At 46.5% G+C, this 17,527-nt stretch carries 12 protein-coding genes and 1 tRNA gene; 2 read left to right on the top strand and 11 right to left on the bottom strand.

Annotated elements, in window-relative coordinates; translation table 11 throughout:
* Positions 1-784: 784 nt before the first annotated feature.
* From B0H50_RS13650 to B0H50_RS08125, 4 genes are all read right to left on the bottom strand, one after another.
* Positions 785-2,047, bottom strand: a complete 1,263-nt coding sequence (locus tag B0H50_RS13650; RefSeq protein WP_233244648.1) for an FISUMP domain-containing protein — start codon at positions 2,045-2,047, stop codon at positions 785-787.
* A 302-nt stretch (positions 2,048-2,349) separates the two neighbouring features.
* Positions 2,350-3,126, bottom strand: coding sequence for a sulfite exporter TauE/SafE family protein (locus B0H50_RS08135; protein WP_109587539.1), 777 nt, complete (start codon positions 3,124-3,126; stop codon positions 2,350-2,352).
* Positions 3,123-4,370 (bottom strand): hypothetical protein, encoded by a 1,248-nt coding sequence (locus tag B0H50_RS08130; protein WP_106198892.1) that lies wholly within the window; start codon positions 4,368-4,370, stop codon positions 3,123-3,125. The genes B0H50_RS08135 and B0H50_RS08130 overlap by 4 nt, the downstream gene beginning before the upstream one ends.
* A 12-nt stretch (positions 4,371-4,382) precedes the next feature.
* Positions 4,383-7,559 carry a transglycosylase domain-containing protein gene (locus B0H50_RS08125; protein ID WP_106198924.1) on the bottom strand — a complete coding sequence of 1,059 codons (3,177 nt, stop codon included), beginning with the start codon at positions 7,557-7,559 and terminating at the stop codon, positions 4,383-4,385.
* A gap of 106 nt (positions 7,560-7,665) precedes the next feature.
* Here B0H50_RS08125 and B0H50_RS08120 point away from each other — a divergent pair.
* A tRNA-Ser gene (locus B0H50_RS08120) sits at positions 7,666-7,753 on the top strand.
* A gap of 123 nt (positions 7,754-7,876) precedes the next feature.
* On the opposite strand, the gene B0H50_RS08115 is transcribed toward B0H50_RS08120, so the two are convergent.
* The 5 genes from B0H50_RS08115 to glmM form a co-directional block, all read right to left on the bottom strand.
* Positions 7,877-8,218 (bottom strand): P-II family nitrogen regulator, encoded by a 342-nt coding sequence (locus tag B0H50_RS08115; protein ID WP_106198925.1) that lies wholly within the window; start codon positions 8,216-8,218, stop codon positions 7,877-7,879.
* Positions 8,219-8,233: 15 nt separating this feature from the next.
* Positions 8,234-9,685, bottom strand: coding sequence for an ammonium transporter (locus B0H50_RS08110; RefSeq protein ID WP_173314751.1), 1,452 nt, complete (start codon positions 9,683-9,685; stop codon positions 8,234-8,236).
* 173 nt (positions 9,686-9,858) lie between these two features.
* Complete coding sequence (locus tag B0H50_RS08105) at positions 9,859-11,274, bottom strand: segregation/condensation protein A (RefSeq protein ID WP_109587537.1); 1,416 nt, start codon at positions 11,272-11,274, stop codon at positions 9,859-9,861.
* Positions 11,274-13,106 carry a glutamine--fructose-6-phosphate transaminase (isomerizing) gene (gene glmS, locus B0H50_RS08100; RefSeq protein WP_106198895.1) on the bottom strand — a complete coding sequence of 611 codons (1,833 nt, stop codon included), beginning with the start codon at positions 13,104-13,106 and terminating at the stop codon, positions 11,274-11,276. Before glmS ends, B0H50_RS08105 begins: the two co-directional genes overlap by 1 nt.
* 11 nt (positions 13,107-13,117) lie before the next feature.
* Entirely contained in the window at positions 13,118-14,461 is a 1,344-nt protein-coding gene (gene glmM / locus B0H50_RS08095) for a phosphoglucosamine mutase (protein WP_106198896.1), read from the bottom strand.
* Positions 14,462-14,659: 198 nt separating this feature from the next.
* On the opposite strand from glmM, the gene B0H50_RS08090 reads away from it, so the two are divergent.
* Entirely contained in the window at positions 14,660-15,316 is a 657-nt protein-coding gene (locus B0H50_RS08090; protein WP_109587536.1) for a hypothetical protein, read from the top strand.
* Here the strand turns inward: B0H50_RS08090 and B0H50_RS08085 are convergent.
* Positions 15,267-16,748 carry a potassium/proton antiporter gene (locus B0H50_RS08085; protein WP_106198898.1) on the bottom strand — a complete coding sequence of 494 codons (1,482 nt, stop codon included), beginning with the start codon at positions 16,746-16,748 and terminating at the stop codon, positions 15,267-15,269. The genes B0H50_RS08090 and B0H50_RS08085 overlap by 50 nt on opposite strands.
* 100 nt (positions 16,749-16,848) lie before the next feature.
* Positions 16,849-17,499: a 3'-5' exonuclease gene (locus tag B0H50_RS08080; RefSeq protein ID WP_106198899.1), complete on the bottom strand. Its 651-nt coding sequence runs from the start codon at positions 17,497-17,499 to the stop codon at positions 16,849-16,851.
* Positions 17,500-17,527: the final 28 nt, after the last annotated feature.

The raw sequence follows: 17,527 nt of genomic DNA, 5'->3' as shown, positions 1-17,527 counted from the left end.
GTCACGCTTTCTTAATCAATTCTATTGACTAGAGCATCACTCAAGCACATCTCCAAATCCTTCAATAAGCCAGTCCGAATCTCGTTCGGAGTGTTGCTCAACTTCTCGTTGAGTGGTGCCAATTATAGAAAATTCAAATGTGGCGTCAAGGGCTTTTTTCGAGATTTCTTCTTTTTTTTGCTTATTTTTTATTTGCAACGACTATTTTAGGGGTGTTAACGGAGAAATTTCCGACTTTTAACCGTTTATTCACAAATTGTTTACTTTACCACTTGCGGGCTAATTAGAAATGAGAAATTAGTACGCACGGCTGCGCCGTGCTCCGCCTGCGGCAGAAATGGAATGGCGCGCCGTAGGCGCGCGGGGGAGAAGAGAACTTAGAGCTGAGAACTTTGATCTTAGAAAACTCTAAGCTCTAAAATCTAAGTTCTAAGATCTTGCATTTCCTCGCGCGAAGCGCTTAACTCTCTAATTATGCATTGAATCCACGCGGGCTTTCTCTTCTGCGAAAGTAAAAGGGAATCACTTTTCTCATTATAAAAGCTTCTCCGACGCTCCGATGAAGGTAGCGACGACCGTTTCTAAGTTCTCCGAGACTTCGATGAAGGTAGAGACGGAAATAGTTAGGAATTAGGTAGTACGCTCCTAACACTAAAATCGCTAAAGCGATTAGTGTTAAGGCATATTGCATTATTCGACGATCAAGCGAACATTTAAAAATGTTCAATTAAAAAGAATGGCGCCTTTGGCGCGAGGTTAGAACTTAAAGTCTAGTTAGAATCCTTTAAGCAACGGATAGAAATTGCATTGTCCTTGTCGTCATCATCATCAAATCTCGTGCGTATATCGCTGTTTTCCAAGTACATGCAGTAGGCGCTCCAATCCTCTTTTTCATTACTAGACCAAAAGCTAGTAAAACTGACATTGTAGAATCTACCACCGCTATAACTCCGGCGGGGATCGCAGAAAAACCATAATCGTCCGTTCCATTACCACTCTTCTCAAAATAGTTGCTCCAACCGCTCCTTGACTTGAGTGCTTTGCTAGCTTTATCTTCTCCACCCACAGCGACAAACAAATCTTCCCATTCATTTTTGGATGGCAAATGCCAACCTTCTGGGCAAATACCCCGCACCGTTTTAGGGAGAGTACATTCTACACGATCCCCACATGTCTGTGGATTATTTGCATCATTTGCCAAGGCTACAGAGTCAATCGCTGCCGCCCAAGTGTAAAGGCGTCCTGTTACATCGCATTTTGCAGAGTCATTATAAAAGCACCAAGATTTTCCTTTTAGACTTGTTGTTTGTATGCTGTCGGCGTAATTCAAATTTTCCGCCATCCACATTTGAGTCCCAATTTTTATTGTCTTGTATACTTTATTATCACGCTTGTCTATCATCGTGCCATAGGAAATATTCGGGTTTAAGCGAGATTCCTTTGGAACATCCCAACTCCAGCCATCTGTTGAACTAGAACTCTGTTCTATATTGATGCTAGAGCTAGAAAATTTTTCACTCGATGATGATACTTTTACAATGCTGCTTGAACTTTCTTGACTTGACGAACTCAATTTTTCGGCATCGCTGCTTGAACTTTTTTCACTTGAAGAGCTGACGATTTGTGCGCTGGAACTTGGCGCGTTTTCGCTAGAACTGGAAATGTCTGCGCTCGAAAGATTTGCGCTTGACGAACTTTCACTTTGGCTCGAGCTTATGTTCCATTCTGACGAGGAAATTTCTATAAACGGATTATCCGAAGACGATGAAATTTCGGGGAGAATTAAGGACGATGAACTAACTCCGTTTGGCGCTGCCCAAATTTCGTCTGCGCAAACGTAAATGCGATTTTCTGTTTTTACAAAAATAGAGTCGCCCGTATTTTCAAAAGAACACGGTTTTGCATCGTTCAAAGTTTCGATGACGTCAAAACCAAAAATATTCGAACCATTTGAATTATCCGGGCTGCTGCTCGAATCGTCGCATGCGGTAAACGCCAACATTCCCAGTGCAATCGCTGCTTGAAATCCTAATTGAAAATGTTTCATACAATCTCCCGTTTTAAGATTTGTAGAATTTAATGTAAGAAAAAAACAGGTTCGTCAAAAAATTAGAATAGACTCATCTCGAATTTCGTTCGGCTGTGTTAAGCGTCAAAAGTAAATTTGAAAAAAAATTGTCTTATAAACTTTGAAAATGTTTTTTGCGTTAGCGACTGACGCCCGGAGGGTTCGGATTTTGCGGCGCGAAGCGGCGCAAAAGCTGAACGGAAATTTTCGCCGCAAATCGCGGCGAAAATTATACCGCTAAGGAGCGACGGCGCGTGCGCCGGAACGCCCGCTTTTTCTTTTTAAAACATTTGAGCGATTAAGTCTTTGATTAAAATCGCAGCCATGACGAGGCTTGCGCACGAGATGAAGCGTTTGATGAATTTGTTGCCTTTTTTGCGTTGAAGGCGACTGCCGCAAAGGCCGCCGAGACAAGCGCCCGCTGCGGTGCACAAGGCGAGTCCCCATTCGACTTTGCCGATGATGATGAGGCCGATTGTGCTTACGAAAAGGAAGGTGGATGTGAGCGCATTTTTGAGTGCGTTGACGTGCAAAAGGTCGAGACCCGTGTAACGCGAGAGCGCAAAAATTTGTAAGAAGCCGACGCCGACTTGAACGATGCAGCCGTAAATGGCTACGAGGAAAAATCCGAGAAAGGCGAGGACGCTCATTTTTTCGGGTGGCGTTTCGGGTGGCTTTCCGAAGATGTCGCGTTTGAGATTGCTCATGATGACGACGAGTAATATGGCGAGAGAAAGAATGCCTTGAAATAAACGGTCGTCAATTTTGACGAGGAATAAAATGCCGAGAAGTGAGCCGATGAGAGTTGGCCAAAATAAGCGGAAATAAATTTTGCGGTTTAAAAGTCCGTGTTTGAATAAATTCACGGCGGAGGTGGAATTGCCGACGAATAAGCCGATGCGATTTGTGCCGTTCGCTATCGTTGGCGGAAGCCCGAGAAATATCATGACCGGAAGGCTGATGGTGCTGCCGCCGCCAGCGATGCTGTTGATTGCGCTCGCGAGTAATCCGACGCCGAAGAAGGCGATGTATTGATACCATTCATAGCCGAAAATCATTTGATTTCTGCCTGCAAAAAGTTTTTGTTTTCGAGGACCGTTTTGCGGTCTTTAAAATCGGGGGCGAATTCTAAGCACGCATCGAGTTCGGCGATTGCTTTTTGCAATTTTTCTTGGGCGTTTGATTTTTTGTTCCGCGATTCGGCGAAAAGTTGTGTGGCTTTTTGACGTTTTTCTTGGCAATAAGCGTTTTCAATTTCTTCGATGCCGCGTAATGCATCGCCGCGGAGATTGCTCGTTTTGAGTTTTTGATATGCGGATTTGGCTTCGTTCCACTTTTTATTTTGGGCGAATTTTTTGGCTTCGGCGAGAATTTTTTGCGGGTCGTGAGTTTTCCAATAATCGGCGGAAACGGAAGCGTTTTCTTGGCGCATGGCCGCGATTTTGAGAATTGCATTTTGCAAATTTAATGTGTCGATGTAATCGGGATAACGGCGAATGAGTTCGGAAATTTTTTGTTCGGCGAAATCAAAGTTTGCTTTTTCTTTGGCGAGGGCAAGGGCAGAATCCCGCTCCGATTTGACTTTTTGAAATGTGCGCGCATAGGCTAATTGTAATAGGGAATCAGCGAAATTTTTGAGGGAATCATTCGGCGAAGATTCGGCAATGGCGTCGGTGATGATTTTTACATCGGCGTAATCGGCGCGGCGCGCATTGGCGTTGACGAGATCGATGAAGGTGCGTTCTAATTCGCTCGCTTTAGCGGTGCGGTTTGTTTGAATTTTTTCGGAAAGCGATTGCGCTTGATGTTGCCATTCGTTCCAAAGCGGATTTAAGACGGAAAATTTTTCGACGATGACTGCGGCAGAATCGAGATTGCCCGCGACGTAGAAAGAATCGGCCCGCGACAGAGCTTCTTGGGCGAGGCGCGGAATTTCGACGTAAATATCGGCGACATTTTGCACGCGGACATTTTCATTTTCTTCGGGCAATTTCTCGGTAGAAATATTTTGCGTTTTAGATGAATCCATCGGCTGCGATTTTTTTGGTTCTGGAATTTTTTCTGCAGAATCAAACCCCACGACGGAACTCGACGAAGATTTTTCCATTTCCGAAGAAGATGAAATTTCTGTTTTTGATTTTTCGATGTCAATTTTTTCGCTGTCGTTTTCCGCAGAAATTTTTTCTGCCGAAGCGGAAACTTCGTCGGAAATGGCATTCGGATTTGTAGCCGTTTTCGTCCCCGCGCAAGCGGTGAAAAAGAAAATTCCGAGAAGAATTCCCAAGTGAATGTACTTCATCATCACCTCAAAAATTTATAATCCTTCGCCCGGTTCAATCGGAACGAATGCGTTGTCGCCCGTAAAGTCTGCGGGAAGTTCAAAATCGTCTTCGATTTTTTTCGAAGGAAGAATGGGTGCAAATGCCGACGAATCCGGAGCAAAGGCGGGCATCGAAAGCGACGTGACGATTCCAGTGTTTGCTGCACTTGCCGCTGCCGTTTCCATTTGCGCGGGAGATGTGTAACCCGGCACATCTAACAGCGGAATATTTCGAACCGTTTCGGATGCTGCATAAACCGGAAGCCCTGTCATCGGATTCACTTGAATTTCTCCGCGTTCCGTTTCTAAGCGCAGCGGAATTTTTCCTTTGGCGAGCATGGAAATGTCGAGGAAATCGACGCGCAAATTTTCTTTTCGAGTTGCGATGACCGCTTTTGCAAAATCCGCCCATTGCGGAAGACCACCCGAAGAGCCCGCGATGCGTGTTCTGCCCGATTTCAGCGGGCGATTATCGTCGAAACCGACGTAACTTCCGATGGCGATGACCGAGTCCAATCCGAAGCCGTTTTTCGTCGGAACGAATGTGGGAATGGCACCGAGGAAGGCGACGTTTTTATAATCGTTCGTCGTTCCTGTTTTTCCGAATGCGGGGAAGATGAGCGAAGTTTTTCCGGAGTCGGCTTGCATTTTAATTTTGTCGTATTGGCTGCGGGCAGTGCCGTATTGGAAAACGGAATGCAACATAACAGCCATCTGTTCTGTCACGGTATCCGAGAGAATTTTTTTCTCTTCGATGGTGTTTGTGAAAATTTCACGTCCATCGCGATTGAGAATTTTTTGCACTAAGCACGGTTCATTCCATTCGCCGTCTGCGCACTTGTAAATTTTTCCCGTGAGAAGTGTTTGATACGCAATCGTCATATCCGAAAGCGGGATTTCGTTTACGCCGAGAGGCATACTCATGACTTCGCGCAGTTTTCCGTGAATGCCGATTTCGCCCGCAAATTTGGCGAACGCAGCCATTGCCACGGTGCGTTTGAAATCAGGCCAATAGCGCAATTCTTCGGCAGAAGAATAATCGGTATCTTCGCGCGGAATTTCCATGAGTCCGTTTAAGCGGCGAATGTCCGAGAGATTTAAATTCGGATAAATTTCTTCGTCGGCGAGCGCTTCGGAGGCGTTTGCCAATTCCGGATTTGTCGCTTGCAAATCGCGCGCTTTGAGAATCGATAAATAACGCAAGAAATTGTGATCGAATTCTGCGAAATAATTTTTGTCCAATTTGCGATATTTCTTTTTGCCTGATTCGACGTTGCGACCGTAGAACATATTGCGCAGAGCACGTGCCGCAGCAGGACGATTTTCGTACAAGAATTGATCGACCAATTTTTTCTGCGCTTTGGAAAATTCAATTTCTTGTTTTGCGGTTTCATTTAAGTATAAACCGAATTTATCGCGTAAGCGTTTGCGGTAATCGTCGAAAGTTTCGTCTTCGCGTTTGAGGAATCCGTTTTCGCCAGCAACGCCTGCAAATTCTTCGTCCGAAAGTTTGTCTAAGAGATGATCCAAAAGCCAAATGCTCGCGATATTTTCGGAGCGCACCGCTGCCCATAAAATGCTCACGGTTTCGCCTTTATTTTTGTGATCCGGACGAGGGAAATAAAATTCATTTTCGTATTGGAATAAATTGAAATCGTTTTCGAGTTCATCTAAATAATGCCAATGATAATTGAGCGCAGCCCCGAAAAGGAGCGGTTTCCAGCTCGAGCCCAGTTGGCGTTTCGCTTTGAAAGAACGGTCGTAGCCCGTATTGTGAAATCCCGCTTGGCTTGCGACGACAGCGCCATTTTGAAGCGCAACTAATGCGCCTTGTAAAACCGGTTCCGTTTCAATGGCGCAAGGAACGGCACCGTTAACTTTTACCGAATCTTTGACGCTTACGAGAAGAACGGAGCCTTTGCCGAGACGCGGCGCTAAAACTTTTTTGATGTCGGCGTTCATCTGCGTCGCTAAACTTTGTAGCGATTCTTGATTCACGTGGCCTTGCAACTGCCCGAAGGAAAGATAAATGTCCGAGAGATTTCCTTTGGCATCGTAGAGAACAGAATCCACAGCGCCGTAAAGATAATCGCCCGTCCGCGCAAAGGCGGCGCGGTTCGGCTGATCTGATTTGGGGAGAGCGAAGCCGCCGAGTTTCACTTGCAAATTGGAAATGTTATTTTGCACGGCGCGTTTTGCTGCCATTTGATAATCCGCATCGACGGTCGTCACAATTTGCAGCTGCGCTTTGCGCCAATCCGAGATGCCTTCTTTTTCAAAAAGTTCTTGATAAAATTCCGAATCGAATTTTTCTTCTAAGCGAGAAAGTTGCGTCGAAAGAGAAAAGCGGAAATTGCCGTGATTAAATTCTAGCGGTTTTGCTAATGCCGAATCCATTTGCTCTTGCGAAATATATTCTTCGGAAACCATGCGTCCGAGGACATAACGCAACCGTTCTTGTCCGCGTTTAATGGCGCGGTCGCGACGTTCTTTTGTCCGCTGAATAAACGGGTCATAGTTGAATGGGCCTTTGACCGAGCCCGCGATGAACGCACATTCGGCGAGAGTTAAATCTTTGAGGTCTTTGTTGAAGAAATATTGCGCGGCGATGGCAACGCCTTTGCCCGTTCCCGAAACGTGAAATTGATTCAAATAAAATTCGAGAATTTCTTCTTTGGTAAAGAAATTTTCCATGCGAAGCGCATTGATCAATTCTTTCCATTTTGCTTTGATGCTGCGCTCTTCGCGCCCGTAAATATTTTTGACGGTTTGTTGCGTTAAAGTAGAACCGCCTTGTTGCATTCTGCCCGCGCGGATATTGTTAACCATCGCTCGCGTAAAGCCAGAAAAATCAAAACCGCCGTGTTGAAAAAATGCTGCATCTTCGGCGGCGACGAGAGCGTTTACAATGTTCTCAGGGATTTCGCCAAAGGGCACATAAATGCGGTGATTGACATCGAAGAATGAGCCGAGAAGGCGTTCGCCGTCGCGGTAATAAACCCGCGATTCGCCAGAAAGTTCCGAAAGGATATATTCGCGATTAAAAATGCCGTCGGGATCTTGCTTCGGCATGTATTTGAAGACAATCAAATAAGCGGGAATCAGGCAAAGCAGCCCTACGATAACGGCAGCGACTGCGATCTTTAAAAGCGTTTTTAGCAATTTCTTCATGTTTTTTGACCCAAAAAGCGTATAAAAAATAGATAAATGCAGTTTTTTCCCGATTTGAACTTGAAATTTTCGCAAAAAATAGCTAGAATTGTAGTCCCCCGAATTAGGGGAGGTGGCCGAGTTGGCCGAAGGCGCGTCCCTGCTAAGGACGTATAGGGGTAACCCTATCGCGAGTTCGAATCTCGCCCTCCCCGCTCTTAAAGGTCTCTGCTTTTCGCAGAGACCTTTAAGCTTTTAAAATTTTCCACTATTTTGTTCACGCAAAAACGGAGCCCCTTTCGGAGCTCCGTCGCTGGAGGATACGAAATCACCCGGAATTAACCGATAGCAACTTCGCCACGTTCTTCGGTGCGAATGCGAATCGTATCTTCAATCGGGATGATGAAAATTTTTCCATCGCCGATCTGATTCGTTTTCGCTGCCCGGATGATTGCATTCACAGTCTTTTCCACATAGGGTTCCGTGACCGCAATTTCAATCCGAACTTTCTTTAACAGGTTGACTTCGTTCAAAACGTTACGATACGTTTCGGTGTAACCGCCCTGATGACCGCAGCCGAGGGCATTCGTTACTGAAATCTTGTAGATTTCTTCTTTGTAAAGTTCCTGCTTCACCGCATTCAGCTTATCGGGTTGAATGTATGCAATAATCAACTTCATCATTTTTCTATCCTCCTACATATTTGTGAAGATTTGGAATCCGTTATAGGCTTCAGAACCGTGTTCGCCGATATCGAGACCGCGGAGTTCTTCCTTCTCGGTCACGCGGAGACCCATTGTCTTCTTGATGATGAGGAACATAATGCCGCTTGTAATCGTCACCCAGAGGAATACAGCGAGAACGCCGAGAGATTGGACGCCGATTTGTCCCAAGCGAGAATTTACGTTGCCGAGAGTTTCCAAGTTGCCGAAGATACCGACTGCGATTGTGCCCCATGCACCGTTAATAGCGTGGACAGAAATTGCACCGACCGGATCATCGATATGGAGAACTTGTTCAAAGAACATCACCGAGAGAACGACGAGGACGCCTGCGACGCAACCGATAACGATTGCAGCACCCGGAGAAACGACGTCGCAAGGAGCCGTAATCGCTACAAGGCCTGCCAAAGTTCCGTTGAGAGTCATGGAAACATCAGGCTTCTTACCGATTACCCAAGAAGTCGCCATCGCAACAATCGTCGAAGCTGCAGTTGCCAAAATTGTCGTCATCGCAACCAAAGACATCGATTCGTGAGCAGTGCCGTCCAAGGTAGAACCGCAGTTAAATCCAAACCATGCGAACCACAAGATGAACACACCGAGGCAAACGAGCGGCATATTGTGACCTTGAATAGCGCGAACGTGAATCTTACCGTCTTCGCCCTTCACATACTTACCGATACGCGGTCCAAGAATGATTGCGCCCATCATTGCAGCCCAACCGCCGACAGAGTGCACAACGGTAGAACCAGCAAAGTCATGGAAGCCAAGTTCCGAGAGCCAGCCGCCGCCCCAAATCCAGTGACCAGAAATCGGGTAAATGACAGCGGAAATCACGAGAGAGTATGCGAGGTAAGCGGTGAACTTTGTACGTTCCGCCATAGCACCCGATACAATCGTCGCAGCCGTTGCACAGAAGACGACTTGGAAGAACCAGTTCAAAAAGTCTCCCGAGCTGCTGATCATAAAGTCGCTAAAGCCGATGAACTTGCCCGCTTCGAGTCCCATCTTTCCATACATGAGACCCCAGCCGACGAAGAAGAACATAATGGCTCCAATGCAGATGTCCAATGCATTCTTCATCAAGATGTTGTTCACGTTCTTTGCGCGGCAAAGACCTGCTTCGACCATGGCAAAACCCGGTTGCATAAAGAACACGAGCATGCCGCACACAAGCAACCAAATCGCGGTTAAACTTTTGTGGAAGAGGTCATTTTCTTCGGCCTGTGAGGTCGTTGCGCCATCGTCAGCGGTAATCGCTACGATTTTGTCAGCGGTGAGAGCCGCTTCGGAAGCAGGAGCCGGAGCTGCTGCGACCTGTTCTGTTACCGCCGGCGTTACAGCGGTAGAATCTTCTGCAAACGCGGATGTGGCAGTCAGTGCCATAAATAGCACGAATAGCCATCCGAATAAGTACTTATGCATGATGTATCTCCTTTGGAAAGTTTTTCATCACGCACACCTTTATGCGAAAACCGTGCCAAATGCAAAAAACGGCGAAATTCGTTGAATTTCGCCGTTTCCGAGATGCTCTTTCGCAATTTTACAACATTTTTGTATTTCGATTGCGCAGAATTGTAAAATTCAATTTTTCCGTTCTAATCGTCGTCGGAATTTTCCGCCTTTTCCTTTTCCGTTTGACCGTTTTCGCCATTTATGTTTTCGCCATTTCCGTTTTCCGGATTTTCACTTTCCACGCTTTCTTCGGATTCATCCGATTCCGTTTCTAATTGCGGAGGTTCTTCGTTCGGCGCAAGACTCGCTGCGATTTCGGCTTCTTCCACTTGCTTCGCCGATTCTTCTAACGCTTCGGCTTCATCGTCAGCGTCTTCATTTTCTGCAGAAATGGATTCCGCATTTTCGGGCGCAACATTTTGCGTTTGCGATTCTTCGTTTGGCGCAGCACTTTCTGCGGAAGTTGGAAGATTCTCCGCGGGCGATTCCGTTTGAATATTTTGCGCTTCATTTTCGCCGTTCGGATTTTCGGCGGCTGCCGTTTCGGTTTGCGGATTTGCGCCTTCAGAATTTTCGGGCGGATTTAAGCTCGCTTCGACTGCCGCCAAATCCATTTCGCCGTTGAGCATCGCTGCGATATCGTCGTCGTTAATCGCTTTGCCGCGCGACGCTAAAAGCGAAGCTGTGCGCATGACTTGATCGAGAGTCGCCTTTTGATTATTGTTGCGGACCAATTCGCGTTCGCGTAATTTTTCCAAGATGCCCGTTTTATATTCGTGCTCGGGCTCGTAAATGCGGGTTTCGTTCGCCATTTCTTCGGCAAATTCCGCATTGTCTTTTTTACGATAAAGCCAAATCGCTCCGAAAAGTTCGCTCTGACGAAAGACGACGTCGTCGGTTTTAATCATTTCCATGAGCGCCATAAACGTCACCACTGTGACAATCGGCATCGGATCACGGCCGAGTAAATCTTCGAAAAGGACGCGGCCTTCGCGGCGAAGCGTGTTTGCGATGAATTGTTGACGGTCTTCAATCGTTACGTCGTCGAGTTCGATGTGATGCACATTTTCGCTGTTCCGCGATTTGAGCATTTTTTGGTAAGCGCGGAAAAGTTGCCAAATATTTGCGTCGGCGAGAGTATCATCTTCGGATTCGGTTTTTTCCATGCGTCCGCGATAGCAAACGCCAAAATTTCCCGATTCCATTTGCTGAAGTTCTTTCGCCACATATTTGTAGCGCTGATATTCGAGCATTTGCTTGATGAGCTCTTCGCGGGCGACGTCAATTTCGGTTTCGTCTTCGGCGGTGCGCTGATCTTTCGGCAAAAGTTCTCGCACTTTCATCGCCATGAGGCGACTCGCCATCAAGAGAAAATCCCCCGCTTGCGAAAGGTCCGCGCGGGTAATATCCTTCATCCATTCGAGATATTGGTCTGTAATTTCAGCGATAGAAATATCCGCAGGACTCACTTCGCTCTGCTGCACCAAATACAGCAAAAGATCCATCGGGCCATCAAATGCGCCGATATGAACTTCGTAGGATTCCGGAACTTCGTGCATTATTCCACCGTAACGCTTTTTGCCAAATTCCGCGGTTGATCCACATCGTTTCCGCGAAGAACGGCGATGTGATAAGCGAGGAGCTGTAACGGAACGCAAGTGATTAAAGGCATAAGAGGCTTTTCCACTTTGGGAACGATGATGACATCGTCTGCGTATTCCGAAAGTTCTGTGCAGTCTTCGGTTGTGATGGCGATAATGCGTCCGCCGCGGGCTTTGATTTCGCGAATATTCGAAAGCACTTTATCAAAAAGACTGTCTTTGGGAGCGATGACGACGACGGGCATTTTTTCGTCGATGAGAGCAATCGGCCCATGCTTCATTTCGGCAGCGGGATAACCTTCGGCGTGAATGTAGCTGATTTCTTTGAGCTTTAATGCGCCTTCCATTGCAACGGGATAATTGTAATGGCGTCCGAGATAAAGGAAATTTTTCGCATCGACATATTTCTTCGCAATTTCGCGGATTTTATCCGAAAGCTTTAAAGTTTCTTCGACTTGAGAAGGAATATTCGAAATGGCCCGCGCAAAGTCGATGCCTTGTTCCGCAGAAACGCGACGTTCTCTGCCGAGTAAAAGTGCAATCATTGCGAGAACGGTGACTTGCGATGTAAACGCTTTCGTACTCGCAACACCGATTTCGGGGCCTGCGTGCAAGTAAACGCCGCCGTCGCTTTCGCGCGCAATTGTCGAACCGACTGCGTTACAAATACCGAGGACAGTTGCGCCTTTTGTTTTGGCTTCGCGGAGAGCGGCCAATGTATCTGCAGTTTCTCCCGATTGCGAGATGACAAATACCAAAGTTCCCGGTTTGATAATCGGATTGCGGTAACGGAATTCCGAGGCATATTCCACTTCGACAGGAACGCCGGCGAGGTCTTCGATTAAATATTCGCCGACCATGCCCGCATAATAACTCGTGCCGCAAGCGGTAATGATAATGCGATTTAAATTGCGGAGTTCTAAGCGATTCGAATCCAAGCCCGCGAGCTTTGCCGAGCCCTCGGAAAGGAGTAAGCGTCCGCGCATTGTATTGCGAAGAGCTTCGGGCTGCTCAAAAATTTCTTTGAGCATAAAATGTTCGAATCCGCTTTTACTTGCAGCATCTGCGTCAAAGTCAATTTCTTCGACGCTGCGGTTTACCGTGCGACTCGAAACCGTGACGATTTCGTAGCCGCTGCGCTTTGCGATAACGACATCGTTATCGTCTAAGTAAACGACTTTTTGCGTGTAATCGACAATCGCCGAAACATCGCTCGCCAAGAAATATTCGCCTTGATCGCCGAGCCCTAAAACGAGCGGACTTCCGCGACGCGCTCCGATTAAAACATCGGGTTCGTCTGCGCAAAGAATCGCAAGGCCAAATGTGCCTTCGAGTTTTTTGAGCGCATCCAGAACGGCGCTTTTGATATCGCCGCGGTAAAGTTTTGCGATGAGATGGGCGACGACTTCGGTATCGGTATCCGATTGGAATTGAACGCCGTCGGCTTCTAAGCGGGATTTGATTTGCGCGTAATTTTCGATGATGCCGTTATGCACCACCATAATTTTCCCGTCATAGCTCACTTGAGGATGTGCGTTTTTTTCGGAAGGAATCCCGTGAGTTGCCCAACGCGTATGCGCAATTCCCACCGTTCCCGAAAGCGGATGCGCAAGCAGTTTCTTTTCGAGGTTAACGATTTTACCCGTCGCCTTTTCCATCTCGAGCTGATGATTTTCGTGAGCCACTGCAACTCCCGATGAATCATAGCCGCGATATTCCAAGCGTTTGAGCCCGTTCAAAAGAACGCTTACCGCATCGCGATTTCCAATGTATCCGACAATTCCGCACATACTCCCTCCGCTTATTTGATTTTTGCTTCAACCTTTGCGCAAAGTTCTTCGGCCTCGGCTTCGGTAGGCGCTTCTGCAATCACGCGAATCACCGGTTCCGTATTCGACGCGCGGACATGCACAAAACTCTTGTCTTTTCCGAGCCAAAGCCCGTCGCGTTTATCCGCCGTCCAATCCGAAAATTCTTTTTCGACTTCTTCGAAGATTGCCTTCACCGGCTTCTCACCGAGCGGGAATTTTTTCTTCGGCATCACATAGCTTGCGTGTTCTGCTTTGAACTTTTCAGGGCCGCCGTTATTTTCGGCCATCCAAGCGAGAACGAGAGAAGCAGCAACCAAGGAATCGCGGCCATAATGCACCGCCGGAAGAATGACGCCGCCGTTGCCTTCACCGCCGACAATGCAATTATTCTGCATCATTTGAATGCTCACATTGACTTCACCGACTTTTGCCCGAGAAAATCCCACGCCGAATTTTTCTGCGACATCTGCACTCATCCGCGATGTCGAAAGATTCACGCAAACGTCCCCTTTCTTCTTGGACAAAACCGCTTCGGTCGCAATCGCCAAAGTATATTCTTCGCCGATTGCATTTCCGTTTCCATCGACGAGAGCGCAACGGTCCGCATCGGGATCAACCGCAAAGCCCACCGCGCAATGATTTTCGCGGACAGCGTTTCCTAAGTCGAGAAGATTCGAAGGAATCGGTTCTGGTCCCCGCGGGAATGTGCCATCGGGTTCGCAGTGCACGCGCACCACTTCGCAACCGAGCGCTTCGAGCATCCGCGGAACAATATACGAGCCCGCGCCATTTACCGCGTCCACGGCGACTTTAAAATGTTTCTTCCGAATCGCTTCGACATCCATAAACGGAATCGCTAATGTATCATCGATATGGAAAGCGTCCGCATCTTTGAGCACTTCAACTTCGCCCATCTGACGATAATCCGGATAAATAAATTTGCCCGAATCCGCGATGGCAAAAAGATCTTTCACTTGATCGGGTCCAAGAAAAATGCCGCGTTCATCGAGGAATTTGAGCGCATTCCATTCGAGCGGGTTATGGCTTGCAGTAATGATAATTCCCGCATCGGCATGAAGACGCGTGACAAAAAGTTCAACGCTCGGCGTTGTCGCAAGGCCTACATCGATGACATTTGCGCCCGCGAGACGGCAAAGGCCCGAAACATACGACACAATTGCGTCACCCGTCGGACGGCTATCGCGCCCGATAACGATTTTGCGTGCTCCCGTCACTTCCAAAAAAGCTTTGACATGATTGGTGAGCACCGTCGGCGTTAAAGTGTCGCCTACGATTCCGCGAATTCCAGAAACAGAACGCATTAAAACAGACATAAATTTCCCTTCTTACTTTGAAAGTAAAAATAGAAAAGCAGAAGTTAATTGGGGAAGTTTTCGCGCGAAGCGCCGTTTTAAGAACTTAGAGCTTAGAACTTTAATCTAAAAAAAATACTAAGCTCTAAACTCTAAGATCTAAGATCTCATTCAAACCTGCGAGAAGCCATTTTACTCACCAAATGTGTCCTTGCACTTTTGCAAGATGGCATTTTACCCGCAAAATGGGTCATTGCACTTTTGAATGGTGACATTTTACTCGCCAAATGTGTCCATACACTTTTGAAAGGTGCCGTTTTACCCACCAAATGTGTCCATTCACTTTTGCAAGGTGCCGTTTTGCTCACCAAATGGGGCTCTGCACTTTTGCAAGATGCCGTTTTACCCACCAAATGCGTCCATGCACTTTTGAATGGTGACATTTTACCCGCAAAATGGGTCATTGCACTTTTGAATGGTGACATTTTACTCACCAAATGTGTCCATTCACTTTTGCAAGATGGCATTTTACCCGCAAAATGGGTCATTGCACTTTTGAATGGTGACATTTTACTCACCAAATGTGTCCATTCACTTTTGCAAGATGCCGCTTTACTCACCAAATGTGTCATTGCACTTTTGAAAGGTGACATTTTACCCGCAAAATGCGTCTATGCACTTTTGAATGGTGACATTTTACCCGCAAAATGCGTCTATGCACTTTTGAATGGTGACATTTTACCCGCAAAATGGATCCATGCACTTTTGAAAGGTGGCATTTTACTCGCAAAATGGGTCCATGCACTTTTGCGAGATACCATCTCACTCAGGAAATTCGTCCTTGCAATTCTGCGAGATGGCTTTCCTCATTTCTAACTCCCTTTTCCAAGTATTTTTCCCATTTTTCGTGTTCGGAAATTTTCATGAGGATGAATAAAATATCATTCGGTTGCAGTTCTACATTTCCTTTCGGCGGGAGGATTTTAGCGTCGCGGGTAATTGAAGTGATGACGACTTCATTTCCTAACTGCAAATTTTTGATGCATTTCCCCGCGCAAAATGAATTTTCCAGAACTTGAAACTCATACATTTCCAAATCGGCGCGACGCACGGAATGCAATTCGACCGAAAACGGAGAAATCGGGCGTTTGGGCACAGTCAATTTGAAAAGTTGCGCTACTTTCCCGAGGGAACTTCCCTGCAAAAGACACGAAATAATCACCGCAAAAAAGATAATGTTAAAAACGGACTCGCCCGATTCAATTCCATACGCAGCGGGATAAGTCGCAAGCACAATCGGGACTGCGCCTTTGATTCCGCCCCAGCACAAGAAAAATTTTTCTTTCCACGAATAATGAAACGGTAATGTCGAAAGGAAAACCGCAATCGGGCGCGCGATAAAAATCATAAGCGCTGCGATGAGAATTCCTTCTTTCCAAATGAGCGAAAAATGCCGCGGAAACGCCAAAAGTCCAAGCATTAAGAATAGCGCCATATTGCCAAAAGTCGAAACGCCTTCGAGGAAATTGCTCACGCCTCGCTTCGAAACAAAATCCGAATTGCCAAGCCAATAACCCATGAAAAAGACTGCGATAATTCCGTTTGCGCGGATTAAATCCGCCAAACCGTATGCGAGTAAAATAACCCCGATAATCAACACATAATAATAGCCGCGATTTTCGGATTTGAGATGATCAAAAAGAAACCGCGCCGCTTTGCTCACGAGAAATCCGACGGAAATTCCACCGACAAATTGCCAAACGAGCGATGTCAAAAAGCCGAGAGGAGTTGCTCCGTTTCCCGCTAAACTCCCGACAAATGTGAGAGTCAAAAGAATCGCCATCGGATCGTTCGCCGCACTTTCCACATTTAATGTCGCAGCGATTTTCCGTTGCAACGGATTTTGCCGCGTAATCAAAATAACCGCAGCGGCATCCGTCGAAGAAATAATGGCGCCGATGAGCATTGAAAGCATCCATTCATATCCCATGACGAAATGAACGGCTACGCCGAGCACCAACGCGGTCACTAAAACGCCAAAAGTCGCAAGGGTCATCGCGGGCTTCGCGACCAAATTTAAATCCGCCCGCGAAGTGCGAAAGCCGCCATCGAATAAAATGAAAATGAGAAGAATATCGGCAATGCGTTTCGTAAGCTGCGCATCGCTAAATTCAAAAAGCCCAAGCACATCGCTCCCTACAATAAGTCCTACCGCAAGGAACGCAAGCAATACCGGCACTCCAATTTTTTCCGAAATCTTTGTCGAAAAAATGGAAGCGATAATTAAAAGGGCAAAGAAGAAAAACATAATATTCAACTCAAAGGAAATGTTTTCGCTTTCAGAAATTTCTAAAAACTAAATACAAAATTTTCGAGTCGAAAATTCTCCTGGGAAATTTTTTACAAAATTATTTCATCTTGGTCAAATATGCGGGCACGGATCCGTTCTTGATAATGCAAGGAAGAATCCGAGAAATATCCCAATCTTCTTTGCGGATGCGGCGGCGCAAAAGGGCGACGAAAACTTCCATCAACATTTCGCAGTCGTAAACAGCGCGGTGCATTTCATCGTTGTTAATGCTCAATTTGATTTGACCTTTAATCCGCTGAAACATGTGCGCGAGATCGCCGAGTTTATGGCTTTTGAGTTCGGGCAAAATCGATTTGGAAATGCGAAGACTATCGACGATTGGATTTCCCGGCAAAAGTTGCGGATGCTTGGTGTAAGCGACGTGCAAAAAGCCCGAGTCAAAGTCTGCGTTATGCGCGATGAGAATAGCGGTTTGTCCGCAAAATACCGTGAACTTTTTGAGTACATCGTTGATAACGGGAGCATTTTCTACCATTTCATTGGTGATATGATTCACCCGAGTCGCTTCGTCGGGAATCATCATCGGCGGCTTTACCAAGCTCTGAAATGTGGAAATTTCTTTCGGACGAATGACTCCATTATCATCATAAACCGTAAATTTTACCGCACCGATTTCTACGATTTCATCCTTATCATTTTTGAGTCCAGTCGTTTCCAAGTCAAATGCAACAAATGTGGAATAAATCATTCTTTCTCCAATCTTTTTAATCTACAAC

Origin of the sequence: Hallerella porci, assembly GCF_003148885.1 — a bacterium.
GTDB classification, from domain to species: Bacteria; Fibrobacterota; Fibrobacteria; order Fibrobacterales; family Fibrobacteraceae; genus Hallerella; species Hallerella porci.
The sequence above is the reverse complement of the archived record's forward strand: the minus strand, read 5'-3'. Positions and strand labels throughout refer to the sequence as shown.